Source organism: Rhizobium brockwellii (assembly GCF_000769405.2).
Classification (GTDB): Bacteria; Pseudomonadota; Alphaproteobacteria; order Rhizobiales; family Rhizobiaceae; genus Rhizobium; species Rhizobium brockwellii.
The window spans coordinates 3,693,467-3,719,263 of record NZ_CP053439.1 but is presented as its reverse complement, the minus strand read 5'-3'; the positions used below and the strand labels follow the sequence as shown (position 1 = coordinate 3,719,263).

General features: G+C 61.9%; 20 protein-coding genes. 5 read left to right on the top strand and 15 right to left on the bottom strand.

Annotated features, from left to right (window positions below):
- The first annotated feature begins 105 nt into the window (after positions 1-105).
- The 3 genes from gltB to RLCC275e_RS18355 all read left to right on the top strand — a co-directional run bounded on the left by gltB (position 106) and on the right by RLCC275e_RS18355 (position 7,409).
- Positions 106-4,830, top strand: coding sequence for a glutamate synthase large subunit (gene gltB / locus RLCC275e_RS18365; protein ID WP_171816881.1), 4,725 nt, complete (start codon positions 106-108; stop codon positions 4,828-4,830).
- 226 nt (positions 4,831-5,056) lie between these two features.
- The gene (locus tag RLCC275e_RS18360) at positions 5,057-6,511 is read left to right on the top strand and encodes a glutamate synthase subunit beta (protein WP_033179678.1); all 1,455 of its coding nucleotides are present in this window, start codon (positions 5,057-5,059) and stop codon (positions 6,509-6,511) included.
- Positions 6,512-6,776: 265 nt separating this feature from the next.
- On the top strand, positions 6,777-7,409 hold the full coding sequence (locus RLCC275e_RS18355) for a hypothetical protein (protein WP_033179679.1): 633 nt from the start codon (positions 6,777-6,779) through the stop codon (positions 7,407-7,409).
- A gap of 32 nt (positions 7,410-7,441) precedes the next feature.
- Here the strand turns inward: RLCC275e_RS18355 and RLCC275e_RS18350 are convergent, their stop codons facing one another.
- Together RLCC275e_RS18350 and RLCC275e_RS18345 are read right to left on the bottom strand one after the other, a co-directional pair.
- Positions 7,442-8,680, bottom strand: coding sequence for an SGNH/GDSL hydrolase family protein (locus RLCC275e_RS18350; RefSeq protein WP_171816882.1), 1,239 nt, complete (start codon positions 8,678-8,680; stop codon positions 7,442-7,444).
- A gap of 272 nt (positions 8,681-8,952) precedes the next feature.
- Positions 8,953-10,176 (bottom strand): lytic murein transglycosylase, encoded by a 1,224-nt coding sequence (locus tag RLCC275e_RS18345; RefSeq protein ID WP_033179680.1) that lies wholly within the window; start codon positions 10,174-10,176, stop codon positions 8,953-8,955.
- Positions 10,177-10,380: 204 nt separating this feature from the next.
- Between RLCC275e_RS18345 and galU the strand changes: the two genes are divergently transcribed.
- A complete protein-coding gene (gene galU, locus RLCC275e_RS18340) occupies positions 10,381-11,268 on the top strand; it encodes a UTP--glucose-1-phosphate uridylyltransferase GalU (RefSeq protein ID WP_003542870.1) in 888 nt (295 codons plus the stop codon).
- 111 nt (positions 11,269-11,379) lie between these two features.
- Here the strand turns inward: galU and RLCC275e_RS18335 are convergent, their stop codons facing one another.
- Positions 11,380-12,918, bottom strand: coding sequence for an outer membrane beta-barrel protein (locus tag RLCC275e_RS18335; RefSeq protein WP_033179681.1), 1,539 nt, complete (start codon positions 12,916-12,918; stop codon positions 11,380-11,382).
- 157 nt (positions 12,919-13,075) lie between these two features.
- Between RLCC275e_RS18335 and RLCC275e_RS18330 the strand changes: the two genes are divergently transcribed.
- Complete coding sequence (locus RLCC275e_RS18330; protein ID WP_033179682.1) at positions 13,076-14,071, top strand: KpsF/GutQ family sugar-phosphate isomerase; 996 nt, start codon at positions 13,076-13,078, stop codon at positions 14,069-14,071.
- A 28-nt stretch (positions 14,072-14,099) separates the two neighbouring features.
- Here RLCC275e_RS18330 and RLCC275e_RS18325 read toward each other — a convergent pair whose 3' ends face one another.
- From RLCC275e_RS18325 to RLCC275e_RS18270, 12 genes are all read right to left on the bottom strand, one after another.
- Positions 14,100-14,555, bottom strand: a complete 456-nt coding sequence (locus RLCC275e_RS18325; protein WP_003542867.1) for an NfeD family protein — start codon at positions 14,553-14,555, stop codon at positions 14,100-14,102.
- Between the two features lie 3 nt (positions 14,556-14,558).
- On the bottom strand, positions 14,559-15,599 hold the full coding sequence (locus RLCC275e_RS18320; protein WP_011653489.1) for an SPFH domain-containing protein: 1,041 nt from the start codon (positions 15,597-15,599) through the stop codon (positions 14,559-14,561).
- 178 nt (positions 15,600-15,777) lie between these two features.
- Positions 15,778-16,812, bottom strand: a complete 1,035-nt coding sequence (gene hemH, locus RLCC275e_RS18315) for a ferrochelatase (protein WP_033179683.1) — start codon at positions 16,810-16,812, stop codon at positions 15,778-15,780.
- Between the two features lie 124 nt (positions 16,813-16,936).
- Positions 16,937-18,892: a bifunctional metallophosphatase/5'-nucleotidase gene (locus RLCC275e_RS18310; protein ID WP_033179684.1), complete on the bottom strand. Its 1,956-nt coding sequence runs from the start codon at positions 18,890-18,892 to the stop codon at positions 16,937-16,939.
- A gap of 174 nt (positions 18,893-19,066) precedes the next feature.
- Positions 19,067-19,387 (bottom strand): hypothetical protein, encoded by a 321-nt coding sequence (locus tag RLCC275e_RS18305; protein ID WP_130707863.1) that lies wholly within the window; start codon positions 19,385-19,387, stop codon positions 19,067-19,069.
- A 32-nt stretch (positions 19,388-19,419) separates the two neighbouring features.
- Positions 19,420-19,788 (bottom strand): outer membrane lipoprotein Omp10, encoded by a 369-nt coding sequence (gene omp10, locus RLCC275e_RS18300; protein WP_033179686.1) that lies wholly within the window; start codon positions 19,786-19,788, stop codon positions 19,420-19,422.
- A gap of 172 nt (positions 19,789-19,960) precedes the next feature.
- Positions 19,961-21,412, bottom strand: a complete 1,452-nt coding sequence (locus RLCC275e_RS18295; RefSeq protein ID WP_003552702.1) for a homospermidine synthase — start codon at positions 21,410-21,412, stop codon at positions 19,961-19,963.
- A gap of 31 nt (positions 21,413-21,443) precedes the next feature.
- Positions 21,444-21,638 carry a hypothetical protein gene (locus RLCC275e_RS18290; RefSeq protein WP_033179687.1) on the bottom strand — a complete coding sequence of 65 codons (195 nt, stop codon included), beginning with the start codon at positions 21,636-21,638 and terminating at the stop codon, positions 21,444-21,446.
- 17 nt (positions 21,639-21,655) lie between these two features.
- Positions 21,656-21,940, bottom strand: coding sequence for a YciI family protein (locus RLCC275e_RS18285; RefSeq protein ID WP_033179688.1), 285 nt, complete (start codon positions 21,938-21,940; stop codon positions 21,656-21,658).
- 2 nt (positions 21,941-21,942) lie between these two features.
- Positions 21,943-22,572, bottom strand: coding sequence for an aminotransferase class IV family protein (locus RLCC275e_RS18280; RefSeq protein ID WP_033180619.1), 630 nt, complete (start codon positions 22,570-22,572; stop codon positions 21,943-21,945).
- Positions 22,569-23,729: an aminodeoxychorismate synthase component I gene (locus RLCC275e_RS18275; protein WP_033180620.1), complete on the bottom strand. Its 1,161-nt coding sequence runs from the start codon at positions 23,727-23,729 to the stop codon at positions 22,569-22,571. The genes RLCC275e_RS18280 and RLCC275e_RS18275 overlap by 4 nt, the downstream gene beginning before the upstream one ends.
- A gap of 87 nt (positions 23,730-23,816) precedes the next feature.
- Positions 23,817-25,673 (bottom strand): M3 family oligoendopeptidase, encoded by a 1,857-nt coding sequence (locus tag RLCC275e_RS18270; RefSeq protein ID WP_033179689.1) that lies wholly within the window; start codon positions 25,671-25,673, stop codon positions 23,817-23,819.
- Positions 25,674-25,797 lie beyond the last annotated feature (124 nt).

Genomic DNA, 25,797 nt, shown 5'->3' with positions numbered 1-25,797 from the left:
CGATCTTCACAATGCAACAGCGCTGTCACGCGCCGAACCTATCTTCGGGTTGCGGCGTGGGACGAAAAGCCGCCCGCGGCACTGCGGGCTTCGACAGGAGGAAAGATGATGACGAAGACGCCATCCATGGAAGTTGACCGGTTTGCTGCTGAAGAGCTGCGCGCGACGGCCAATATCTCCAAATCCGCCTCCGGCCTGCCGAAGAAACAGGGCCTCTACGATCCGCGCAACGAACATGATGCCTGCGGCGTCGGCTTCGTCGCGCATATGAAGGGCCAGAAGTCGCACCAAATCGTCAAGGATGGCCTGTTCATCCTCGAGAACCTGACGCATCGCGGCGCCGTCGGCGCCGATCCGCTGATGGGTGACGGCGCCGGCATCCTGGTGCAGATCCCCGACCGTTTCTTCCGCGAGGAGATGGCCGAGCAGGGCATCACCCTGCCGCCTGTCGGCGAATACGGCGTCGGCCATATCTTCATGCCGCGCGATGAAAAGCAGATCGAACACTTCAAGAAGGTGATCAAGGACGTCATCACCGAGGAAGGTCAGGTCTTCATCGGCTTCCGCGATGTGCCGGTCGATAATTCCTCGCTCTCCAAGGCGCCGGCCATTGCCGCAACCGAGCCGCATCATGTGCAGGTCTTCATCGGCGCCGGCGAGGATGCCGAAAACAACGACGAGTTCGAGCGCCGGCTGTTCACGCTGCGCAAGGTAATCTCCAACCGCATCTATGACGAGTTCGACGGCGAAGAGAGCAATTTCTATCCGGTATCGCTGTCGTCGGCGACGGTGGTCTACAAGGGCATGTTCCTGGCCTATCAGGTCGGCGTCTATTACAGGGACCTGTCAGACCCGCGTTTCGAAAGCGCGGTCGCCCTGGTGCACCAGCGCTTCTCGACCAACACATTCCCGTCGTGGAAGCTCGCGCATCCCTATCGCATGGTCGCCCATAATGGCGAGATCAATACGCTGCGCGGCAACGTCAACTGGATGGCGGCGCGCCAGGCGTCGGTCTCCTCGCCGCTGTTCGGCGAGGATATCTCCAAGCTCTGGCCGATCTCCTACGAGGGGCAGTCGGACACCGCCTGCTTCGACAATGCACTCGAATTCTTGGTGCGCGGCGGTTATTCGATGGCGCATGCGGTAATGATGCTGATCCCGGAAGCCTGGGCCGGCAACCAGTCGATGGCCGCCGAACGCAAGGCCTTCTACGAATATCATGCCGCACTGATGGAGCCCTGGGACGGGCCGGCCGCGGTCGCCTTCACCGACGGCAAGCAGATCGGCGCGACGCTCGACCGCAACGGCCTGCGGCCGGCGCGCTACCTCGTCACCAATGATGATCGCGTCATCATGGCGTCCGAAGCCGGCGTGCTGCCGGTTCCGGAAGAGATCATCATCCAGAAGTGGCGCTTGCAGCCGGGCAAGATGCTGCTGATCGACATGGAAGAAGGCCGGATCATCTCAGACGACGAGGTGAAGTCGCAACTGGCGACGGCCCATCCCTATCGCAGCTGGCTCAACCGCACGCAGCTCATCCTCGAAGACCTGAAGCCGGTGGAACCGCGGGCGCTGCGCCGCGACGTGTCGCTGCTCGACCGCCAGCAGGCCTTCGGCTACACGCTCGAGGATACCCGCATCCTGATGTCGCCTATGGCGACAACGGGCCAGGAGGCGATCGGTTCGATGGGCACGGATACGCCGATCTCGGCCATGTCGGAAAAGTCGAAGCTGCTCTACACCTATTTCAAGCAGAACTTCGCGCAGGTCACCAATCCGCCGATCGACCCGATCCGCGAGGAACTGGTGATGAGCCTGGTTTCCTTCATCGGGCCGCGGCCGAACATTCTCGACCATGAGGGCGCGGCCAACGCCAAGCGGCTCGAAGTGCGCCAGCCGATCCTGACCAATGGCGATCTCGAAAAGATCCGCTCGATCGGTCATACCGAAGACCGTTTTGACACCAAGACGCTCGATTTCACCTATGATATCGAACGTGGCGCCGAAGGCATGCCCGAGATGCTCGACCGGCTCTGCGAGCGCGCGGAAGCGGCGGTCAAGGGCGGCTATAACATTATCGTGCTCTCCGACCGCCAGATCGGGCCGGACCGGATCGCGATTCCGGCACTGCTGGCAACGGCTGCCGTGCACCATCACCTGATCCGCAAGGGGCTTCGCACCTCGGTCGGCCTCGTCGTCGAGACCGGCGAACCGCGCGAAGTGCACCATTTTTGCCTGCTCGCCGGCTACGGCGCCGAGGCGATCAACCCGTATCTCGCCTTCGACACGCTGCTCGACATGCATGCCAAGGGCGAATTCCCGAAGGAAGTGGATGCCACCGAAATCGTCTACCGCTACATCAAGGCGGTCGGCAAAGGCATCCTCAAGGTCATGTCGAAGATGGGTATCTCGACCTATCAGTCTTATTGCGGCGCGCAGATTTTCGATGCGATCGGCCTGCAGTCGGAGTTCATCGACAAGTATTTCTTCGGAACCGCGACCATGATCGAAGGCGTTGGCCTCGAGGCAATCGCCGCTGAGACCGTCGCCCGCCACACCGCGGCCTTCGGCGCCGACCCGATCCTTGCGACGACGCTCGATATCGGCGGCGAGTATGCCTATCGCATGCGCGGCGAAAGCCATGCCTGGACGCCGGATGCGGTCGCCGCCCTTCAGCATGCCGTGCGCGGCAATGCCGAGGACCGTTACCAGGAATTCGCCGAGATGGTGAACAACTCGGCGCTGCGCATGAACACGATCCGCGGGCTCTTCAAGATGAAGAGCGCCGAGGCGCTCGGCCGCAAGCCGATATCGATCGACGAGGTCGAGCCGGCGGCTGATATCGTCAGGCGTTTCTCGACGGGGGCGATGTCGTTCGGCTCGATCTCAAGGGAGGCGCATACGACGCTGGCGATCGCCATGAACCGGATCGGTGGCAAGTCGAACACCGGCGAGGGCGGCGAGGAATCCGACCGCTACATGCCGCTGGCCGATGGTTCGATGAACCCGGAACGTTCGGCGATCAAGCAGATCGCGTCAGGCCGCTTCGGGGTGACCACCGAATATCTCGTCAATGCCGACGTGCTGCAGATCAAGGTGGCGCAAGGCGCCAAGCCTGGCGAAGGCGGTCAGCTGCCGGGTCACAAGGTTGACGCGACCGTTGCCAAGACCCGCCATTCGACGCCGGGTGTTGGCCTGATTTCGCCGCCGCCGCATCACGACATCTATTCCATCGAAGATCTGGCGCAGCTGATCTACGATCTGAAGAACGTCAACCCGACCGCCGACGTTTCGGTCAAGCTCGTCTCTGAAGTCGGCGTCGGCACGGTTGCCGCCGGTGTCGCCAAGGCACGCGCCGACCACATCACGGTCGCCGGCTTCGACGGCGGCACGGGTGCGTCGCCGCTGACGTCGCTCAAACATGCCGGCAGCCCTTGGGAAATCGGCCTTGCCGAGACCCAGCAGACGCTGGTGCTGAACGGGCTGCGCTCGCGCGTTGCCCTGCAGGTGGACGGCGGGCTGAAGACCGGCCGCGACGTCATTATCGGGGCGCTGCTTGGAGCCGACGAGTTCGGCTTTGCCACCGCGCCGCTGATTGCCGCCGGCTGCATCATGATGCGCAAGTGCCATCTCAACACCTGTCCTGTTGGTGTGGCGACCCAGGATCCGGTGCTGCGCAAGCGCTTCAAGGGCGCGCCGGAGCACGTCATCAACTATTTCTTCTTCGTCGCCAACGAAGTGCGCGAAATCCTCGCCTCACTCGGGTTCACCCGGCTTGACGAGATCATCGGCGCCTCGGAGCTGCTGGAGAAGGACGAGATGCTGTCGCACTGGAAGGCGAAGGGCCTTGATTTCAGCCGTATCTTCCACAAGGTTGACGCTCCCAAGGAAGAGACCTTCTGGACGAGCCGGCAGAAGCACCCGATCGACGACATTCTCGACCGCGTGCTGATCGAACAGGCGCAGCCGGCACTGACGGCCAAGACACCCGTCGCCTTCGAGGTCGGCATCAAGAACGTCGACCGTTCGGTGGGCGCGATGCTTTCCGGCGAGGTCGCCAAGCGTTATCGCCATCGCGGTCTGAAGGAAGACACGATCAACGTGACACTTCGCGGCACGGCAGGTCAGAGCTTCGGCGCCTTCCTGGCGCGCGGCGTCACCTTCAACCTGATCGGCGACGGCAACGACTATGTCGGCAAGGGCCTTTCAGGCGGCAAGATCATCATCCGGCCGCCGGAGAATTCGAGGATCGTGGCCGAGGACTCCATCATCGTCGGTAACACCGTGCTTTATGGTGCGACCGAGGGCGAGTGCTATTTCCGCGGTGTGGCGGGCGAACGTTTCGCCGTGCGCAATTCGGGCGCGATCGCCATCGTCGAGGGTGTCGGCGACCATGGCTGCGAATACATGACCGGCGGCGTCGTCGTCGTGCTCGGCGCCACGGGGCGCAACTTCGCGGCCGGCATGTCCGGCGGTGTTGCCTATGTACTCGATGAAACCGGTGATTTCGCCAGCCGCTGCAACATGGCAATGGTCGAGCTCGAGCCGGTGCCCGAGGAGGACGACATGCTGGAGAAGCTGCATCATCACGGCGGTGACCTCATGCACAAGGGACGCGTCGACGTCTCTGGCGACATGACGCGCCATGACGAGGAGCGCCTCTACCAGCTGATCTCCAACCATCTGCATTATACGGGCTCGGCCCGCGCCACTGAGATTCTCGACAACTGGGCCGACTATCGTCCGAAATTCCGCAAGGTCATGCCGGTCGAATACCGTCGGGCGCTCGAGGAAATGGAGCGCAGTCGGATGGGCATCGCCGCGGAATAAATTGCACCGGACATCCGTCACCTGACGACTGCAGGTGACGGGTGACGAAAATATCTCGATGACCCGTGACGATCACGCCGACGGCGAAAGCTGTTCAGATCGCACGGATGTCTTGCAGGGGATATGGTCCAATGACGGTCAAGACAAGCAACTTGCCCCGGGTACCGGGACTGACGATAGACAGATTGGCTGCGGTGAGGCGGTCATGAGGGTAAGGGACGAAAATATGGGTAAGGTAACAGGGTTTCTGGAAATCGACCGGCAGGTGGCGAAGTACCAGCCGGCGTCGGATCGTATCCGTCATTTCCGCGAGTTCACGATCCCGATGTCGGACCCGGAAGTGCAGAAACAGGCCGCACGCTGCATGGACTGTGGCATCCCCTATTGCCACGGCCCGACCGGCTGCCCTGTTCACAACCAGATTCCCGATTGGAACGACCTCGTCTACAACAACAACTGGGAAGCGGCGATCCAGAACCTGCATTCGACCAACAACTTCCCTGAGTTCACCGGTCGCGTCTGCCCGGCGCCCTGCGAGGAAGCCTGCACGTTGAACCTCGAGGATGCGCCGGTCGCCATCAAGACGGTCGAGCAGGCGATCGCCGACAAGGCCTATGAGCTCGGCTTCATCCGTCCGCAGCCGGCCACGGTCCATACCGGCAAGAAGGTCGCCGTCATCGGCTCCGGCCCCGCCGGCATGGCGGCCGCCCAGCAGCTCGGCCGCGCCGGTCACGAGGTGCATCTCTATGAGCGCGAGACCAAGCCGGGCGGACTGCTGCGTTACGGCATTCCCGATTTCAAGATGGAGAAGAACTTCATCGACCGCCGCGTCGAGCAGATGAAGGGCGAGGGCGTCACCTTCCATTGCGGCGTCAATGTCGGCGTCGACGTCAAGGTCGAGCAATTGCTCATCGATCACGACGCCGTGCTTTACTGCGGCGGCTCCGAGACGCCGCGCGAGGCGGGCATTCCGGGCACCGAACTTGCGGGCGTGCATGATGCGATGCCCTATCTGGTGCAGCAAAACCGCCGCGTCGGGCGTGAAAACATCGACAGCGTCGGCTGGCCGTCGGATCCGATCCTTGCCGGCGCCAAACATATCGTCGTGGTCGGCGGTGGCGATACGGCTTCGGACTGTGTTGGCACGGCGTTCCGCCAAGGCGCCGTCAGGGTCACCCAGCTCGACATCCGGCCGCAGCCGCCGGAGAAGGAAGACAAGCTTGCCGTCTGGCCCTTCTGGGCGACGAAGATGCGCACCTCTTCCTCGCAGGCCGAGGGCGCCGTGCGTGAATTCCAGGTGGCCACTCTTGAATTCGTCGGCGAAGACGGTGTGCTGACCGGCGTCAAGTGCTGCGAGGTCGACGAGCGCCGGCGGCCGGTTCCAGGCACGGAATTCGTCATCCGGGCCGATCTCGCCTTCATCGCCATCGGTTTCCGCGGCCCGTTTACCGGAAGCGTACTGAAGGAGCTCGACGGCAAGCTGACGCTCAACACCGACAAGCGCGGCTCGACCAACGTCGTCGCCAACGATCGCGACTACAAGACTTCGGTCGACAAGTTTTGGACGGCAGGCGATGTACGCCGTGGCCAATCGCTGGTGGTCTGGGCGATCCGTGAAGGCCGGCAGGCAGCGCGCGCCATCGACGAGGAATTGATGGGCTCGACCGTCCTGCCGAACTGACCGTCGGCCGCACACCCTCCCGAAGACACGAACTCCGCCGCTCCGGCGGAGTTTTTTTCATGTACGCCGCACTGTAGTGCGACCGCTTGACGCGGAGGCCGTGCGCCGCAAGCCTCAGGCAATGCCGGGAAGCGAGATTTCGCCGGACGCGGGCTGAGAAGCAGCCAGCGGCTACCGAAGCGGAGGTGCCCCGCCGTTTTGGCCGTAACGCATTTCACCATCGGCCGCGGCGTGAGGCCGCGAATGATCGACAAGGACATTTCAAATGGTTTCCGCACTTGACAGCACGCGGCTGGTTTCGGCCCAATATGCCCTGAAAAACCTTCGCGGCCCCGACGACAGCGCGCAGGATACGCAGAGTTCGTCGGCCGCCAGCATTCTGAGCAGCTACGGGCTCGATCCGAGCTCTTCCTCGCTTCTTTCCAACCAGGCCCTTTCCGGGCTGCTCGACACGCTTTCGACCCAAAGCGACACGTCTGATGAGTCCGACACGACTGACGACAGCGCCGACGTCACCAGTTCCTCCTTCATGTCGATGCTGAAGCAGCAGCTGCAGGATGCGGCTGCGGCCGAAGGCGAGAGCGGCAAGGCTCACGACATGCTGGCTGCCCTGGAAGCGGGCACGCTCACCATCACCGATCCGACGCAGGGTGTGTCCGTCAGCGCCTGGGATGTCGACGATCCCGATGAGGCGGACACGGAGAGCAAGGACGGCCAGGATATCGATGTCAGCGGCTGGAGCGACTTCCTCGATGCGCATCTGGAGCGTGGCGCCGATGGCGCCTTCGTCAAGGAAAACGGCAGCTATGTCGACCAGACGAACGACAGCAATGCTTTTTTCGGCCTGATCGGCGCGAACTACTATTATCTGAGCTGGCCGCAGGCGACGGTGAAGTAAACGGGAGGAAGTGGAGGGCAGCCTCGCAGCCTTTATTTGACCGAGACTTCGGCCGGCGCCTTTACGGCAGGCAGGCGGTAATCGTCAACGCGGCCGGGAGGTGCTGGCGTCATTTCGCCCTGCTCGACCAGCAGGTCGCGCGGCGACCGCGTCAAAGCCATAGGCGGCGGCCTGGCGCCGAGAAGCTCGCCGCCGCCGTCGAGATTGGGATCGGAGAGGCTGATCGGCACGGTATGTTCGACCGGATTGGCGGGAAGGCCGAGGCCGGGCAGATTGCTGGAGTCGAGGCGGACCAGATCGGGGCTTGCCTGGGCGCCGAGCAGACGCCGGGCCGGTTTTTCCACATAGAAGGCAAGCTTACGCCGGCCAGCCTGGGTAAGGTTGATGCCATCGGAGGTGCGCAGGCGCACCTGCTGGCCGTTCACATCCGAACCGGTGACGATGAAGTTGCCGTTTTCGTCGACGAAACCATCCCAGATATCGACGAATTCACCGCCGACGCTTTCGACCTGGTTGCGGTAGAGCTGGTTCATCTGAACGGCATCGGCCGTCATCGAATCGGATTCGAAGGCGGGAAGACCGACCCAGAGCAGCGGGATCTTGCGGTCAGTGACCTCTTTGCCGAAGGAAAGCACGCGGCGGCGGTATTCGGTGAACCAGCCATCGGTGCGGAATTTTTCCTTGGCGGTGTCGGTCACCATCTGCTGGCGGTCGTTGGCACCGATCATGACGACGACCATTGCCGGCTTCAGCTCGTCGATCATCTTCGGCAGCTGTTCCGGCCAGTCATAATAATCGTCGCGGACAAGACCCGATGAGACGTTGCCGCGGGCTTCGACGACGACACCCGGCGAGGTCTCGAAGGCGGCGGTGAGGCCGTCGCCGAGGCCGCTGGCCAGAAAATCGCCGACGATCAGGATCTTTCGGGCGTCGCCAAGTTTCTGTACGGCCGGCTCCTCCTCAACGGGAGCGCGGACCGGCGGCGCGGTGCGGGTATTGACGATGGCTTTCTGCGCCGGCGGGCGTTTGCGCTGCTGGCGTCTCGGCTGCTGGACGTCAGGGGCCTGCGGGGCGTCGTCGAGATAGCGCCGGCCAAGGAAGAAATCGAAGATCGACCGGCGCTGATAGCGCTGCTCCTGGGCTTCGGCGACATGCACCGGCGCAGACACGCCAAGGCATAGCGAAGCCGCCGCCAGGGCGAGCACGAGCCAACGGATTTTACGGGTCCGATCAATTTTCTTCGTCATGGGCAGTTCCGCATCTGCCGGCATCTTGCACGCAGGGCAGGCCAGCGTCCACTCCCACTCATATCTAGGTCACGGTTCTGCCGCTTCCAATGCGGGTTCGCCAAAACTGCGCGCCAGGACGGGGCGACCTGCATGAGACAATGATTTGAAGCGCCCTGCATGATTCCCGAACCGACGCGAACTCTAGAGCATGATGCCGAAAAGTGTGCGCGGTTTTCGGACGACATCATGCTCTACTTCTTTGATTTAGATCAGGATTCAGATTTTAGGCCGATCGGGCCTAAAATCATCCTGATCTAGCGACGAAGTGCGTTCAGAAGCGGCAGCGAGGGCTCGCCGTCCGGCTGCATGCCGATGCGCGACTGCACGGCTGATATCGCCGCCTTCGAACCCGAGCCGAAATTACCGTCGACCTCGCCACTGTAATAGCCGAGCGTCTTCAAACGGGTCTGCAGCTCGAATTTCTCGGTAATGTCGAGTGCGCCGTCCGGGCGCGGCCAACGCTGCTGCATGCCGCCGTAGCCGGCGATCTGGTCGGCCAGCAGGCCGACGGCAAGCGCGTAGCTATCCGAGGCATTGTAGTTCTTGATGGTGTAGAAGTTGGCGGTCATCAGGAAGCCTGGGCCACTGGGCCCGGCCGGCATCTTCAGCACGGCCTTGGTGGCGCTCTCGCGGAAAGCCTTGCCGTTCGGACGTGTCAGGCCGAGTGCCGCCCATTGGGCCAGCGTGTGGCTCTTGCCGGCCTGCTTGGCGGCTGCGGCGGGAACGACCACCTCGTAGCCCCAGGTCTTGCCGGTGTCCCAGCCGTTCTTCATCAGGAGATTGGCCGAGGTCGCCAGCGCGTCAGGCACAGAATTCCAGATATCGCGATGGCCGTTGCCGTCGGCATCGACGGCATAAAGCAGGTAGCTTGTCGGAATGAACTGAGTGTGGCCCATCGCGCCGGCCCAGGAGCCGGTCATCTCGCGTGCCGGCACGTCGCCGTTCTGCAGGATCTTCAGCGCGGCGACCAGCTGCTTCTTGGCGAATTTGGCGCGGCTCGGATCAGCATAGGCAAGCGTTGCAAGGGCGCGCGGCACGTAGTGCAGCCGGTCGTCCTTGTCGAGAACCGCGCCGTAATTCGATTCCATCGACCAGATGGCCAGCAAAATGGTCTTGTCGACGCCGAAACGCTGCTCGATTGCAGCGAGCGTCCTTGCGTGCTTGGCGGCCATCTCGCGGCCGATTTTGACCGTATAGGGGTTGACGCGGGAATCGACATAGTCCCAGATCTTCGAGGTGAATTCCGGCTGGTAGGCGGCCTTTTCGAGCACGGTCGGATCGGGCTCGCTCACCCCGGAAAAGGCCTTTTGATAGGTTGCCTTACTGATGCCACTCTGAGCGGCAGTTTGGTAAAAATCCGCGATCCATTTCTGGAAGCGGGAATCAGCTTTCGCGTTGTCGGGGACCAGTGCCACCTGGGCAGCGACAACGAGGGCGAGAGCAAGACCACGAAGGGAGTTTTTGTGATTCTGGGTCATCGACAGTCGTATCCGTCATCTTCAGTTTCTGGTGCAGCGGGGCATCATTTCCGCCCAGACCCGAGACTACAGGAACGGAGTCAACAAATTCTTTACCATGGCGATCCGCCGCGGTCACCATTTGCAAAACAGTAGCAATTCTATACTAGTTAAAGCTAAAAAGCTCTATTTCCAAAGCGATGTGATCGAAGCAGGAGGCCGGGTGTGGCTCAACACAACAAAGTTCGTAAAGCAGTATTTCCGGTTGCCGGGTTGGGAACGCGATTCCTGCCGGCGACAAAGGCTGTTCCGAAGGAAATGTTGACCGTCGTCGACAAGCCAATCATTCAATATGTCGTCGATGAGGCGATCGAGGCCGGGATCGAACATCTGGTCTTCGTCACCGGACGCAACAAGCACGTCATCGAAGATTATTTCGACATTCATTTCGAGCTGGAGCAGACGCTGCGCGAGCGCGCCAAGAAGGCGGAAATTACCCTTCTCGCCCAGCAATTGCCGAAGGCCGGCACGGTGAGCTTCACCCGCCAGCAGGAGCCGCTCGGCCTCGGCCACGCCGTATGGTGCGCCCGTGAGATCGTCGGCGACGAGCCCTTCGCGCTGCTGCTGCCCGATATGATCATGAAGGGTGACAAGGGCTGCATGAAGGGCATGATCGATCTCTATGCCCAGAGCGGCGGTAATATCATCGCCGTCGAGGAATGCGCGCCGGATCAGGCGCATAAATACGGCATCGTCGGCGTCGGCGAGGCGATCGGCGACGGCTTCCGCATCACCGGCATGGTGGAAAAGCCTGCCAAGGGGACGGCGCCTTCCAATTTCTTCATCAACGGCCGCTATATCCTGCAACCTGAGATCTTCAAGATCCTCGAAACCCAAGAGCGCGGCGCCGGCAACGAGATCCAGCTCACTGACGGTATGCTGAAACTGCTGAAGGAACAGGATTTCGCCGGTTACCACTTCCGCGGCGCGACTTACGACTGCGGCGCGAAGGACGGCTTCATCCTGGCAAACGTCGCCTTCGCCCTCGAACGTGCCGATATCCGCCCCTCCGTCGAAGGCGGCTTCAGGGAACTGCTTGCCGGCCTGAAGTAAGGCTTCCGCTCAGCGCAGATTCAAAGTGATAGAGCGCCGCGCTTCCTATCGGACGCGCGGCGCTTCCAATTTCCCGATGCATACCGCTCCCGCACTTTTGCTGCAGTTGCGTTAGCGTTTCAGCTTGAGACCGACGCCGGCTCGCCATTGCTGCGAATCGCTGCCTTCCTTGCGCGTCGTCAGCTCGTAGCCGAGTGTGCTGGTCAGATCGAGATAGCGGTTGATGTTCCAGGTCAGGCCGGTCGCAGCGGTATAGACGAGCTCGTCGTTGATGGTGCTGTCCGTGGGATAATCGCGCCATATGACCCCGCCGATCATCGTCCCGACCAGATTGTCGCGCAGTTGGTGGGTGACCGTCGTCGTCAGCGCGTGCGAGACGTAGCCGCTTTCGCCTGCCGTGGTCGAGGGCTGGATGCTCGTCTGCAGGTCGAGATTGACATCGGTGCCACGGATCGGCGACCAGAGCAGGCTCGCATCGAGCGTGGCGGTATCGATCGAGGATAGCCGGCTGTCTTCAAAATCCGCCATCTCATAGCCGACGCCGACTTCACCCTTCAGCTTTTCACCGAGATCGACCTCGACGCCTGCCTTGGCGCCATAGCTATGGCCGGAGCGCTCGTAACCGGCGGAGTCGCGGGTTTCGTCATAGACCGAACGGCCGATCGTTGCCTCGATGAAGGGGATGAGCGCGGGAGACAGTTCGTAGCCGACGCGGCCGCGCAGCGTGCCCGTCGTCTGGTTACGGTCGCTGAGGGCGATGGTGGTGCCGTTCGCAAGCTTGGCATCCGAATAGATCGAGCGGGTCAGCGCCAGGGCCGTCGTGCCGCGCAGGATGCCGAAATCGCGTTGGATGGAGGCGCCGGCCGAAAATTCCTGCACGTCCGACTGCTGTGCGGCATCGGCGATGGCGTCGGGATCGTCTGTATCCTCGCGGTAGAAATTATAGCCAGCGGTAAGGTGCGCGGTCGTCTCGTCGGGAAGATCCAGCCTGAGATCGCCGTTGACTTTAAAGGAAGGCTGCTCCTCGCCCTCGCCGCTGATATTCCGCTGCCAGGCGCCTTCCGAGGTGACGGTCAGCTGGTGCCGACCCCAGTCGGAAGTCAGTGTCGCTGCCGCATCCGTTTCCAGAAAAGCACGCCGCTGCCTGGTATTGCCGTCCTTAGTGGTCTCGGTGTTGATGCTCTGGGTGACGCTCGGGCGGAGCACGAAAGTGCCGATCGGGATTCCTGGCGTTTCCTCTGTCGAGGCGCTCTCGGCAGCCCTGCGGCGCGGCAACGTCTCATCGATCGGCGCTTCGCGGGTGTTCAGCCGGCGTATGTCCTCGTCGAGGATGGAGCCGGTAATGTCGTCGCCGGCCTGTGCATCCGGTATGGCGGGCCGCTGCTGGGCATCGTCCGCGTTCACAGTCGCGCCGTTTGCCGCAGGAGTGGTGGTATCGCCGGTCTCGTCATCGAAACCGGCGGCCGATGCGGCATTGTTGGTGGCGCGATTGTCCTGAGAGGCGGTGGAGCGGCTGTTTGCCGGCTGCGAGGCGGACTGCGCGAAGGCTGCCGTCTGGCTGAGAAGCAGGGTACCCAGCACGGCAAAATAGACGGCACGGCTCATGGCGCGGAGCGGCGTCACACTGCTCGTCTGTTTTGGCTGGCCCATGCAATCGCGCCTGACATGCTTTCGGTTCTTACCCAAAGGTAAAGCCTTGTGGTTAACCATTCGTTGCCGTCGGGGGCGCTGTTCACAATTCGGAAAGACTGCGGGTCGGAAAGAGTGCGGGGTGGACTTGGAAAGTGAAAAGGTCTAACGCAACTTCATGAACAGAAGAGCGATCAACCTCGTTGAAAACAGCGTGCTCGAGTCGGCAAAACGTACGATAGAGACCGAAAGACGCGGTCTTGAAGCGCTCGAACGGGCTTTTGACGATGGATTGGCCGGCCCTTTCACGCGGGCCGTCGAAGTCATCGGCGACATCTCCGGGCGCGTGATCGTCACCGGCGTCGGCAAGAGCGGGCATATCGGTGCCAAGCTCGCGGCAACATTCGCTTCAACAGGAACGCCCGCCTTTTTCGTGCATGCGGCAGAGGCCAATCACGGCGATCTCGGCATGATCGCGCGCGATGACGTCGTGCTGGCAATTTCCAAAGGCGGCGAGAGCGCCGAGCTCAAAAGTATCATTTCCTTCACGCGACGCTTCTCCATTCCGCTGATCGCGATCACCTGCAGCGAAGGTTCCTCGCTTGCGGCCGCCGCCGATATCGTCCTCCTGATGCCGAACGAACAGGAGGCCTGCCCCAATGGGCTGGCGCCGACGACCTCGACGCTGATGCAGCTTGCAATCGGCGACGCGTTGGCGGTGGCGCTTTTGGAGGCGCGCGGCTTTACCGCCACGGATTTTCACGTCTTCCATCCGGGCGGCAAGCTGGGCGCGAGCCTGATGCATGTCGGCGATGTCATGCATACCGGCGAGCGGCTGCCGCTCGTTGCCAAGGGTACACCGATGCCGGAGGCGATCACGGTGCTGTCGCGCAAGCATTTCGGCTGCGTCGGCGTGCTTGATGAGGATGGGCGGCTCTGCGGCATCGTCACCGAAGGCGATATGGCACGCAACCTGACGCGCAATCTTGCCGAGCTTGCCGTCGACGACATCATGACGCGGACGCCGAAGACGGTGAAGCAGACGGTGCTGGCAACCGCAGCCCTGGCGCTGCTCAACCAGCATCACATAGGTGCGCTGATCGTCATCGACGACGACCGCCGGCCGGTCGGGCTGGTGCATTTCCACGACCTGCTGCGGATCGGCGTCGCCTGATCAGGTTCGTTTGATCAGAGTTATTTGATCAGACCGGCTCGACCGTCAGGTCGCGGCCGTTGCTCGACACCACCTTCACCTGCGTTCCGACGGGCAGGTCCGGTCCCATCACCTGCCATAGCGTATCGTCGAGGCGAATGCGGCCGCGACCTTCGCGGATCGGTTCGTGCAGCGTCGCCGTGCGGCCGACGAGGCTGGCGCCGCGCTGATTGAGAAAGGGCTCGTCGGTCGTCGCATTGCGCAACGTCAGCCGGCGGCCGGCGAAGGTCGTGGCAACGGCGAGAAGCGCAAAAAGGATTGCCTGCAACTCCCAGACCCAGAAGGCGCTGTCCCAGAAAAGCAGCGACAGCGCGCCGACGATCAAGGCGGCAAGGCCAATCCAGACCAGGAAGAAGCCGGGAACGATCATTTCCGCGGCGAGCAGCACGAGGCCCGCGACCCACCAACTCCACGGACCGAGTTCGGCGACGATCTTCGCCAGCATGGCTTAGCGCTCCTGCTCGGGATTGAAAGGATTGGGGGTCGATGGATTGATCGGCGGCGTCGAGCGCGCCGGTGCGGGGCGCGGACGCGGCGGTACCGGCAGCGGCGTTGACGGGCTGTTGCCGGCATCGCCGAAGACTTCGCGGGCAATGGCGCCGATACCACCGAGCGAGCTCAGGATGGAAGAGGCTTCCATCGGCATCATCACGATCTTGGAATTGGGCGCCGAACCGATCGAGGTGAGCGCCTCGGTATATTTCTGGGCGACGAAATAGTTGATCGCCTGGATGTCACCGGCGGCGATCGCTTCAGAGACCATCTTCGTCGCCTTGGCTTCGGCCTCGGCCAGGCGTTCGCGGGCTTCGGCGTTGCGGAAGGCGGCTTCCCGCTGGCCTTCGGCCTGCAGGATGGCGGATTGTTTGGCGCCTTCGGCCCTCAGAATCTGCGCATTGCGCGAGCCTTCGGCCTCCAGCACCTGGGCGCGCTTCTCGCGCTCGGCCTTCATCTGGCGGGCCATCGCATCGACGAGGTCGCGCGGCGGCTGAATGTCCTTGATCTCGACGCGGGTGACCTTAATGCCCCAGGGATGCACGGCTTCGTCGACGACGCGCAACAGCCGGTCGTTGATCGCATCGCGGTTGGAGAGCAATTCGTCGAGATCCATCGAACCCATGACCGAGCGGATGTTGGTCATCGTCAGATTGAGGATGGCGTTTTCGAGGTTGGAGACCTGATAGGCAGCCTGGGCGGCGTTCAGCACCTGGTAAAAGGAGACGGCATCGGCAGAAACCGAGGCATTATCCTTGGTGATCACCTCCTGGGTCGGCACGTTCAGCACCTGCTCCATGACGTTCAACTTGGCGCCGACGCGCTCGATGAAGGGGGTGATGAGGTTGAGGCCCGGCTCCAGCGTGCGGGTATAACGCCCGAAGCGCTCGATCGTATAGCGGTAGCCCTGCGGCACGGTCTTGATCCCGGCAAAGAGTACCAGGATGACGAAGATGACCAGTACGATCACGACGATGTCGAAGCCGCCGAACAGCATGAAAAATTCCTCCTATCGGCGCATTCGCGCCCACCTACACCACTGATGTGGTGAGTTAGCATGTTCTTTGCGAGGAGGAAATGACGCACGGCTGCCGCACCTTCCAAGCGAAAGGACGGTAAGGTCCGTCGGGTCGTCGCCGACTATCCGTGCGGCGTAAATTTCTGAAGATGGTTTCCTAGATCCAGCCCTGCAGTTCGCGGCGGACGACCTTTTCCAGCACCTTCATGCCGTCTTCGCCATCGTTGAGGCAGGGGATATGCGTGAACTTCTCGCCGCCGTTTTCGTGGAAGGAATGGGCAGCCTGTTCGGCGATCTCCTCCAGCGTCTCCAGACAGTCGGAGACGAAGCCGGGATTGATGACGGCGATGCGTTTGACGCCGTCCTTGCCGAGTTTCTCCACCGTCTTGTCGGTATAGGGCTGCAGCCATTCCTCCGGCCCGAAGCGGGACTGGAAGGTGACCATGAAGTTTTCTTTGGTGAGCCCGAGCCGTTCGCGCAGCAGCCGGCCGGTCTTCTGGCACTGACAGTGGTAGGGGTCGCCCTGCTTGAAATAGGACATCGGTATGCCGTGGAAGGAGGCGAGCAGCATCTCGGGCTTCCAGTCGAGGGCCGAAAGATGCCTTTCGACGGACGCGGCGAGCGCTTCGATATAAGTCTCGTCGTCATGATAGGCGGGAACGGTGCGCAGCGCCGGCTGCCAGCGCATCGAGAGCAGCTTCTGGAAGGCCTTGTCGTTGACGGTGGCGGTCGTCGCCGCCGCATATTGCGGATAGAGCGGGAAGAGCACAATCCGGTCGCAGCCTTCTTCTTTCAGCGCGTCGATGCGCGAGGCGATCGACGGCGTGCCGTAGCGCATCGCCCAGTCGACCTTGACGTTATCAAGATCCTTCAGGCGCTCGGCCATCAGCTCCGACTGGTTGCGGGTGTAGGTGCGCAGATAACTTTCGTTCTTCTCCTTGTTCCAGATCAGCTCATAGGCCTTACCGACCTTCTGCGGGCGGGTGTTGAGCACGATGCCGAACAGGATCGGATACCACCTCCAGGGCGACCATTCGATGACGCGGCGATCGGTCAGGAATTCCCTGAGATAGCGGCGCATCGAGGTATAATCAGTGCCATCAGGCGTGCCGAGATTGACCAGCAGCACACCGACCTTACCAAATTTGACGGCCGGATGATCGGCCGGGCGGAGTGAAATATCTGTTGTCATTCTGGCCCCAACGTTCATTTGTCCCGTCGGCTCATACGCAGCCTGGAGATCGTGGTTCACCCTATAGAAAGAAAAGCCGGCCCGGAAAACCCCGGACCGGCCAGTGGCATCGAGACAAATCGTCTTACTTGGCGGGGACTTCGATCTCCTTGCCGACCGTCAGGTGACGCGGGTTCGGCTTTCCATTGGCATCCGAAAGCTTCCGCCACAGCGTGCCGTCGCCATAGAAGGTCACGGCAAGATCCCAGAAGGTGTCGCCCGCGGCGATGACGTGGGTGGAAGGCGTCGTCGCGGCAGGTGTGGAGGCTGCCGGTGCCGGTGCCGGTTCCGTGGTGGGCGCGGGTGCTGGAGCCGGTGCTGCTGGCGCCGGGGCAGCAGGTGTGGGTGCAGCGGGTGCGGGGGTGGGTTCGGTAGAGGGGGCCGGAGCAGCCGGTGCGGCAGGCGCCGGCTCGGAAGCGGAGGGAGCGGGCGCTGCCTGCGCCAGTTCCGTGACGCGGCCATCTGTGTAGGGCTTGTAAGGCGAATGCGCGGCGACGTATTCGGCGGTCACGTCGGCAAGATCCGGGCCGAAATCATAGGCGTTCTGGCCTTCCTTGAAGATCGTATAGCCGTCGCCGCCGCCCCGCATGAAGTTGTTGGTGGCGACCTTGTAGGTCTTGGCCGGGTCGATCGGAGCGAAATTGTCGCCGTCCTTCACCTGAACGTCGCTGACACGGCTGCCGACGGGCTTCGACTGGTCGAAGGAGAATTTCAGGCCGGCGACCTGCGGGAAGCGGCCGGCGCCCTGGTCGATCTGGCTGACGCCGTTTTCGAGCGCCTTGACGACGTTTGCGCCGGTCAGCTCAAACGTAGCGAGCGTGTTCTGGAAAGGCAGGACGGTGATGACCTCGCCCTGGGTGATCTCGCCGCCGTCGATCGACGCACGCAGGCCGCCGCCGTTCTGAACGGCGATAGTGACGCCCTGGTTCTTGGTGCGATCAAGCATGGCGTCGGCCACCAGATTGCCCATCGAGCACTCCTTGACGCGGCAGACCTTGCGGTCGCCTTCGATCGGGCTTTCGGAAGAGCCGATCACCTTTTTGCGCAGTTCCTCGATCGGTTTTGCCAGTTCGGCGATACGGGCGATGACGGCCGGATCGGGCGTGAAGGTGGAATCGATCAAGATCGGATCGCCCTTGGCATCCTTGACCACGCCGCTATCGTCGAAATTGACGACGAGGTCGCCGAGATACTTGCTGTAGGATGCAGCCTGGACGACCGGCACCTTGTAGCCGCCGGGATTGTCGACCATCGTCGGGTAGGGGCCTTCAGCCTTGGGGTCGGTGTTGGAGAGCAGGCTGTGGGAATGGCCGCCGACGACGACATCGACATCGGGAATCTTGGCGATCAGGGCGAGATCGCGGGGATAACCGACATGGGTCAGCGCGATGATCTTGTTGACGCCCTGACCCTTCAGATCCTGAACGGCTGACGTAATGCTCTGGACGTCATCGGCGATCGTGACGTTCGGGCCGGGGGAGGAAAGCTCTGCCGTGTCATTGGTGACGGCGCCGACGATGCCGATCTTCTGGCCGCCGACATCGAGCACCAGTGAGGGCTTGATGCGGTCGCCGAGCTTGGAGGCAGCGGTCGCCTTGACGTTCGCCGTCACGACAGGGAACTGCACCTTGTCGAGGAAGGTCGCAAGCCCGTCTTCGCTGTCGTCGAATTCATGGTTGCCGACGGTCATGGCGTCGAACTTCATCAGGTTCAGGAATTCGGCTTCGGCTGCTCCCTTGTAGGTCGTATAGAAGAGCGAGCCCTGGAAATTGTCGCCGGCATTGAGGAGGAGGACGTTCTTGCCGGATAGCGCCTGACGGCGCTGGTCGATCGCGGTCTTCAGGCGGGCGGCGCCACCGAAGCATTCCTTCTTGCCTTCCTCCTCGGCCGAGCAGGTGGAGTCGAATTTGTTGATCGATTCGATGCGCGAATGAAAATCGTTGATATGAAGAATATTGAGTTCGTAATCCGCAAAGGCGGCGCCCGCGCTCAGCGCCAGCATGGACGCGGTCAAAAGACCGAAGCTGAAAGACTTCGTCATCCCTGTTCTCCTGATTGAGGCGAAAGATCCCCCTGATCCCTCGCCGATCCCTTTCATTATGCGCCGGGGCGGTTTCCCGGCCTGCGGATGTTCCATCAGACGATGCACGACCGCAAGAGAAAGCTGGGCCAGGCGAGGCGCTTTCCAAGGGGGCAGGGGAAAAAAGCCGAGTTCCTATCCCAGGCATTCGCCGTCGGCGGCGTTTCGATAGAGTTCGTGCACGGCCTCGGCAATATTCGGAACCGTGGCGAGCGCGATGATCAAGCAGAGAACGGAAACGAGGCGATGAAAGCGCCGGCCGGCCCGATAGGCAAGGAGCGCGCCTGCGTCATAGATGAGGATGGCAGGCACTGCGAAGATCAGCACCTGCAGCGGCCCGTCGCAATCGGGAGCGGCGACGCCCTGGGCACGATAGACATTGGCCGGCGAAACGACCGCAAGTGCCGCAAGCGGCATAGCCAGCAGCAGGACGAGATAAGAGGCGAGGGCCCGCATGGTGTGCTTAGTCTAGCCTATCGCCGCATCTTTCAGCCGCGGCGGGAAAGCGTGAACTGTGCGCCGGAATCGGAGGTGCAATTGAGCTGGCTCGGGTTGACGAGGGCGCAATTGACCTTGGACTGGGTCTTGCGCACCAGTGAGGTCATGTTGATCTCGACCAGGGTCGGTGAGGTATTGATATAGGTGCCCGAGGCAAGAAGCTGGTTGCTGTCGGTGGTGCGGGTAGTGAAGCTACCGCCCTGGAAGGTGGAAACGATGCCGTTCGGATCGCTCCAGTTGCCTTCGACGCCGGTGGCGGCGGGCGTGGTTGCAACCGGCAAGCGACGCGGCTCCGATGAAACGCAGGCGGCAAGAGCGGCCGCTGCACCGACAAGAACGAGACCAGTTCTGATTTTCATAAGGCTTCTCCCGGCGAATCGGCGCGGCGGACAGCCGCCAAGTTCGGGCAAAACATGGCGCGCGCCCGGCGTGAAGGCAAGCCTTGGTGGGGCGGCGAGCGGCATTTAGACAGCCGGCGTTACAAAAATGCCCGCCTTGCGGCGGGCATTGTCAAAAGCCGTGCAGACAATCTCAGCGAACGAGAATGTTCCTGAACTGCCAGGGATCCTTGGTGTCGATATCCTCGGGGAAGAGGCCCGGGCGGCCGTCGAGCGGAGTCCAATCGGTGTAGTGGCCCTCGACCGGGCCGAGATAAGGCATCTGCACTTCGAGGCAGCGCTTGTAATCGATCTCGTCGGCTTCGACGATGCCGGCATTCGGGTTTTCCAGCGCCCAGACCATGCCGGCGAGAACGGCGGAGGTCACCTGCAGGCCGGTAGCGTTCTGATAGGGCGCGATGCGGCGTGTTTCTTCCAGCGACAGGCGCGAGCCATACCAGTAGGCATTCTTCTCATGGCCGTAGAGCAGGACGCCGAGTTCGTCGATGCCATCCTCCAATTCGTCCTCGTCGAGAACGTGATGGACCGGCTGCGGCGTACCGCCATTGCCGAACATCTCGTGCAGCGAGAGCACGGCGTCGTTGGCCGGATGGTAGGCATAATGGCAGGTCGGGCGGAAGGTCACTTCGCCGTCCTTGTCGCGGACCGTGAAAAAGTCGGCGATCGAGATCGACTCGTTGTGGGTGACGAGGAAGCCATATTGCGGGCCGGGCGTCGGGCACCAGGTGCGCACGCGGGTGTTGGCGCCCGGCTGCTCCAGGTAGATCGCCGCCTTGTTGCCCTTCTTGTGCTTCTTGGCGTTTTTCGGCATCCACTCTTCATGCGTGCCCCAGCCGAGTTCAGCCGGCTGCAGGCCTTCAGAGATGAAGCCTTCGACGGACCAGGTGTTCCAGAAGACGTTGAGCGGCTTCGGATGCTTGGTGCGCTGGGTGTCGCGCTCGGCGATGTGAATGCCCTTGACGCCGACCTTCTTCATCAGCTTTGCCCAGCCTTCGCGATCGTGCTGGTCCGGCTCCTCGAACTTGAGGCCGATGTCGTTGGCGAGGTTGACGAGCGCCTGCTTGACGAACCAGGAGACCATGCCCGGATTGGCGCCGCAGGTGGAGACGGCGGTGGCACCGCCCGGGTTCTTCGCCTTTTCCTTGCGCATGGTTTCGCGCAGCGCATAGTTGGTGCGGTCGGCATTGCTCATGCCTTTGTCGAAATAGAAGCCGAGCCAGGGCTCGACGACGGTGTCGACATAGGGAACGTCGAGTTTACGGCAGAGCTTGATGATGTCGAGCGAGGAGGTGTCGACCGAGAGGTTGACGCAGAAACCCTGACCTTCGCCTTCCGTCAGCAGCGGCTTCAGCAGTTCCTTGTAATTGTCCTTGGTGACATATTCCTTGATGTGGCGAACACCGTGCTTCTTCAGGATCTCCATGTCGGAAGGCTCTTCACGAGGGTCGATGACGACCATCCGGCTCTTGTCGAATTTGAAATGGCGCTCGATCAGGGGCAGGGTGCCGCGGCCGATGGAGCCAAAGCCAATCATTACGATCGGACCGGTAATTTCGGCATATACCGGATAATTCTGTTCCGTCATTCTTTTCTCCTGTGGAAGGGGACGAAGGCGTTCAGCCCGAAGAATTGTTTTGAAATTGCCGCAGAGAGTGCGAGGTGACCGGCTCTAACCATAAAACGACGTCACAATAAAGAGCGTTGACGGGGAAAGGCCAAATATCGAGCGGCGATAGGGCGGCGAAACCGTCCTGGGGATCGGCAGCCCGCGTGGATTCGAGCTCTTTCAGATGGGCTGCGAGATCATCCATGATCGGCTCCTCTAAATTCAGCCCTTCAGGATTTCCAGTCCTTCGACCGCCGTCGTGACGGCAAGCTCGGTGATGTCGTATTCGGCGATGCCATGGAGGGTGAAGGGATCGGCGGCGACATAGGCCTCAATCGCGGCGCGCTCGCCGATCGCGAGGATGACGCCGCCGGTACGCGGCACCTTGCGGCCGGAAGCCAGAAACCAGCCCTTGGCATAACCCTCTTTCACCCAGGCCATGTGTGGCTCCATGTGCCTGTCGGCTTCATCGTTGGGTTTCACATAGGTGAGGGAGAGAATGAACATGGTCAGCTCCTGACGAGGTTTGCGCGGATCAGGCCGCGCAGCGAGTTGCCGATATAAAACGTGCCGGCATCGAGATCGGCAAGCGTGATGCGGCCGACACGGGCCTGGCGCCGGCAGATGAGCTCGGTCCGCAGCACGCCGGCAAGCAGGCCGCAGGAGATGGGCGGGGTGCGGAGGATACCGGTTCCATCGTCCAGGAAGATCGAGGTGATGGTGCCCTCGCAGACTTCGCCGCGTTCGTTCAAAAGGATGACTTCATCGGCCTCATCAGGCCTGTATTCGGCGCGTGCGGCCTCGTAGACGGCACGGCGCGTGGTCTTGACGCGGAGCAGCGTGTCGGCGGAATCGAGGCGAGTCTCGGCGAAACGGACGGTCCAGACCGTGTCCGGTGCCAACGGAACGAAGGCGGCACTCGTTATTTCGATATGGCCTTGCGCGTCGAAGGTCAGGCGGATGCGGCGCGGACCGGCGGCATCTGCAACGGCTGCTTCGAGCTTCGCTGCCGCGGCGGTCGGCTGCGGGAATCCAAGGCGACGGGCGGAGCGGGAAAGCCGGGCGAGATGCAGCCGCAGCCGGATGAAGCCCTCGCCAGGCTGCCAGCGCAGCGTCTCGATCAGCGAAAAATCGATCATCGCGCAATCCATTGGTCGCCGACAGCGAAGCGGGCCTTGAGCAGGCATTCCTCATATTCGGCCTCGGCGGTCGAATCGAAGACGATGCCGCCGCCGACATTGAAGACGGCCCTGCCGCCCTCAAAAAGCGTGATGGTGCGGATGGCGACGGAGAAACGCATGGCGCCGGTGGGCGAGATCATGCCGATCGCGCCGCAATAGGCGTCGCGCGGGGCATCCTCGAGCGCATGGAGGATTTCCATTGCCCGCATCTTTGGCGCGCCGGTGATCGAACCGCAGGGGAAGAGTGCGGAGAAGATGTCGCGGATCGAAAGATCGGGGCGGAGCCTTGCCTGGACATGGCTCACCATCTGGTGGACGGTCGGATAGGTCTCGATGTCGAAGAGCTTCGGGACGTCGAGCGTGCCGACCTCGGTGATGCGGGAGATATCGTTGCGCAGCAGATCGACGATCATGCGGTTTTCCGCCTGCGTCTTGATATCGCTGCGCATCGCCTCGATGATCTCGGCATCCTCGGCGGCAGTCGTGCCGCGTTTTGCCGTGCCCTTCATCGGATGGGTCTCGATCCAGCCCTGTTCATCGGTGCGGAAGAAAAGTTCGGGCGAACGCGAAAGGATAATTGGGCCGCCGAGATCGACCAGTGCGCCGTATTTAACCGGCTGGCGTTCGATCAGCGACCAGAAGGCGGCACGGGGATCGCCGTTCCAGCGGGCCTCGACCGGCATGGTGAGGTTCGCCTGATAGGCGTCGCCGAGCCGTAGGTGCTGGTGGAGGCGGTCGAAGCGCTCCTTATATATAGGGAAATCCCAGGCGGCTTTCGGAGCGGTGAGGAATTCCTCGTTTTCGAGGCGCTGTTTTGGCTGGGCAAGCGGATGCGTATCCGGCTGCGGAGCGTCGAAGACGCCGAAACAGATGAGCGGGGTGTCGCGATGTTCCCTGGCGAAGGGAGCGAGTTTTTCCTCGAAGAGGTATCCGGCCTCATAGGCCATGTAGCCGGCAAGCCATTTGCCTGCGGCCTTGGCCTGCTCCATCCGGGCAAGGCCTGCAAAGAACTCGGCGCGCGTCCTGGCAACGATGATCTCTGCCGGCTCGGCAAAGAGCATCACCTGTCCGGTCACGTCGTCGCGGAAGAGAATAGTGGGTTGGGTTTCGGCCATCGGCGGCGTCTTTTCTTGGAGCGCGATCCCTCGTCCGCCTGCCGGCACCTCTTCTCGCATGCGGGAAGAGCGTGGGGACAGGGCTGATCAGGCCGCTCTATCTAACGCTTCCAGCTCATCGATCAGCCCTTCGATCATCGACAGGCCCTGGCTCCAGAAGGACGGATCGGTGGCGTCGAGGCCGAAAGGCTTCAGCAGTTCCGAGTGATGCTTGGTGCCGCCGGCCCTCAGCAGTTCGAAATACTTCTCCTGGAAGCCCTTCTCGGCTTTCTGGTAGACGGCATAGAGCGAATTTACCAGGCAATCGCCGAAGGCATAGGCGTAGACATAAAAGGGCGAGTGGATGAAATGGGGGATATAAGCCCAGTAGGTCTCGTATCCCTCGGAAATGCTGATCGCCGGCCCGAGGCTTTCCGACTGGACGGAGAGCCAGAGTTCGCCGATGTCGTCGGCCGTCAGTTCACCTGATTTGCGGGCGGTGTGGAGCTTGCGCTCGAATTCATAGAAGGCGATCTGGCGCACGACCGTGTTGATCATGTCCTCGACTTTCTGGGCAAGCATCGCCTTGCGCTCGCGTTTGTCGGTGGTCTTTTCCAGCAGCGCGCGGAAGGTCAGCATCTCGCCGAAGACCGACGCGGTTTCGGCAAGCGTCAGCGGCGTCTGGCACATCAGTGCCCCTTGTGCGCCGGCGAGAACCTGATGCACACCGTGCCCGAGTTCATGGGCAAGCGTCATCACGTCGCGCGGCTTGCCCATGTAATTGACGAGCACATAGGGATGGGCCGAGGGAACCGTCGGATGGGCGAAGGCGCCTGGCGCCTTGCCGGGACGGACCGGGGCATCGATCCATTGTTCGTCGAAGAAGCGCCTGGCGATATCAGCCATCTCCGGGGCAAAATTGCAATAAGCCGACAGCACCGTATCCTTCGCCTCCGGCCAGGAGATGATGGCGCTGGAGGTTTCCGGAAGGGGCGCGTTGCGGTCCCAGAAATTCATCTGCTCCATGCCGAGCCATTTCGCCTTCATCTTGTAATAGCGATGCGAAAGGCGGGGATAGGCTTCGCGGACGGCCGCGGCCAGCGCATCGACGACCTCGCGCTCGACACGGTTTGCCAGGTGGCGGCTGTCGGCGATGTCCTCGAAGCCGCGCCAGCGGTCGGCGATCTCCTTGTCCTTGGCAAGCGTGTTGGTGATCAGCGTGAAGGTGCGGATATTCGCCTTGAAGGTTTCAGCGAGCGCCATGGCCGCCTTGCGGCGCGCCTCAGGATCCTTTTCCTGCAGCCTGTTCAGCGCCACTTCGAGCGGCACTTTCTCGCCATCGATGTCGTAGCGAAGTTCCGCCATGGTTTCGTCGAAGAGGCGGTTGAAGGCGGCGGCCGATGTCATCGACTTCTCGAGGAAGAGCTGTTCCAGCCTGTCGTCGAGCTGGTAGGGCTTATCCTTCCTGAGGTCGAGCAGCCAAGGACGATAGTGCCCAGCGGCGGGATCATTCGCGATGCAGGCGTCTATCACCGCGTCGTCGATGCGATTCAGTTCCAGCGCGAAAAACAGGAGATGGCCGGAAAATTCGGTAATCTTGGCCTGTACGTCGCCATAGAGCTTGCCGTTTGTCGGGTTGGTGGTGTCGGAGAAATAGGTAAGGCCGGCAAAGGAGCCGAGGCGGCCGATGATGTCGTCCAGCGCCTCATATTCCTTCAGGGCCGCGCCGATGCCCTCAGCGCCGGTCTTCGCCGCCGCCTCCGTGAGTTTGCTCTTCCACTTTTCTTCAAAGGCGATTGCGGCCTTGCCGGCCTTTTCCATGTCGGCGACGAAGGCGGTGGAGGTAGCGGAGGGATAAAGATCCTGTAGCTTCCAGACCGGCAGATCGCCGAGCGCCGGGTCGGCGGCCCCAGCTGGCACAGCTGGAGATAAAAGAAAGCCGGCGTGCGGGAGCTTGATTTTCATGGACGCAATTCCTCTCCACTTTCATAACAGGTCTGATTGTCTACCGCATCGGCCCGAAAATCGGAATCGATTTTCGGAAAACACGATGCGTCGATTCAAAGTGTTACAGCGTCCTTTGCGCGTC

What these genes read in the sequence shown, in the direction of transcription:
- RLCC275e_RS18320 (WP_011653489.1), bottom strand. Translation starts at nt 15,599, where the DNA reads ATGCTGTTCGGCGGCTTCGACATCGTCGTGATCGTACTGGTCATCTTC.
- hemH (WP_033179683.1), bottom strand. Translation starts at nt 16,812, where the DNA reads ATGACAACAGATATTTCACTCCGCCCGGCCGATCATCCGGCCGTCAAA.
- RLCC275e_RS18360 (WP_033179678.1), top strand. Translation starts at nt 5,057, where the DNA reads ATGGGTAAGGTAACAGGGTTTCTGGAAATCGACCGGCAGGTGGCGAAG.
- RLCC275e_RS18355 (WP_033179679.1), top strand. Translation starts at nt 6,777, where the DNA reads ATGGTTTCCGCACTTGACAGCACGCGGCTGGTTTCGGCCCAATATGCC.
- RLCC275e_RS18335 (WP_033179681.1), bottom strand. Translation starts at nt 12,918, where the DNA reads ATGGGCCAGCCAAAACAGACGAGCAGTGTGACGCCGCTCCGCGCCATG.
- RLCC275e_RS18330 (WP_033179682.1), top strand. Translation starts at nt 13,076, where the DNA reads ATGAACAGAAGAGCGATCAACCTCGTTGAAAACAGCGTGCTCGAGTCG.
- RLCC275e_RS18290 (WP_033179687.1), bottom strand. Translation starts at nt 21,638, where the DNA reads ATGGATGATCTCGCAGCCCATCTGAAAGAGCTCGAATCCACGCGGGCT.
- RLCC275e_RS18345 (WP_033179680.1), bottom strand. Translation starts at nt 10,176, where the DNA reads ATGACCCAGAATCACAAAAACTCCCTTCGTGGTCTTGCTCTCGCCCTC.
- RLCC275e_RS18310 (WP_033179684.1), bottom strand. Translation starts at nt 18,892, where the DNA reads ATGACGAAGTCTTTCAGCTTCGGTCTTTTGACCGCGTCCATGCTGGCG.
- RLCC275e_RS18285 (WP_033179688.1), bottom strand. Translation starts at nt 21,940, where the DNA reads ATGTTCATTCTCTCCCTCACCTATGTGAAACCCAACGATGAAGCCGAC.
- RLCC275e_RS18325 (WP_003542867.1), bottom strand. Translation starts at nt 14,555, where the DNA reads ATGCTGGCGAAGATCGTCGCCGAACTCGGTCCGTGGAGTTGGTGGGTC.
- RLCC275e_RS18280 (WP_033180619.1), bottom strand. Translation starts at nt 22,572, where the DNA reads ATGATCGATTTTTCGCTGATCGAGACGCTGCGCTGGCAGCCTGGCGAG.
- RLCC275e_RS18350 (WP_171816882.1), bottom strand. Translation starts at nt 8,680, where the DNA reads ATGCCGGCAGATGCGGAACTGCCCATGACGAAGAAAATTGATCGGACC.
- omp10 (WP_033179686.1), bottom strand. Translation starts at nt 19,788, where the DNA reads ATGAAAATCAGAACTGGTCTCGTTCTTGTCGGTGCAGCGGCCGCTCTT.
- RLCC275e_RS18295 (WP_003552702.1), bottom strand. Translation starts at nt 21,412, where the DNA reads ATGACGGAACAGAATTATCCGGTATATGCCGAAATTACCGGTCCGATC.
- gltB (WP_171816881.1), top strand. Translation starts at nt 106, where the DNA reads ATGATGACGAAGACGCCATCCATGGAAGTTGACCGGTTTGCTGCTGAA.
- RLCC275e_RS18275 (WP_033180620.1), bottom strand. Translation starts at nt 23,729, where the DNA reads ATGGCCGAAACCCAACCCACTATTCTCTTCCGCGACGACGTGACCGGA.
- RLCC275e_RS18270 (WP_033179689.1), bottom strand. Translation starts at nt 25,673, where the DNA reads ATGAAAATCAAGCTCCCGCACGCCGGCTTTCTTTTATCTCCAGCTGTG.
- RLCC275e_RS18305 (WP_130707863.1), bottom strand. Translation starts at nt 19,387, where the DNA reads ATGCGGGCCCTCGCCTCTTATCTCGTCCTGCTGCTGGCTATGCCGCTT.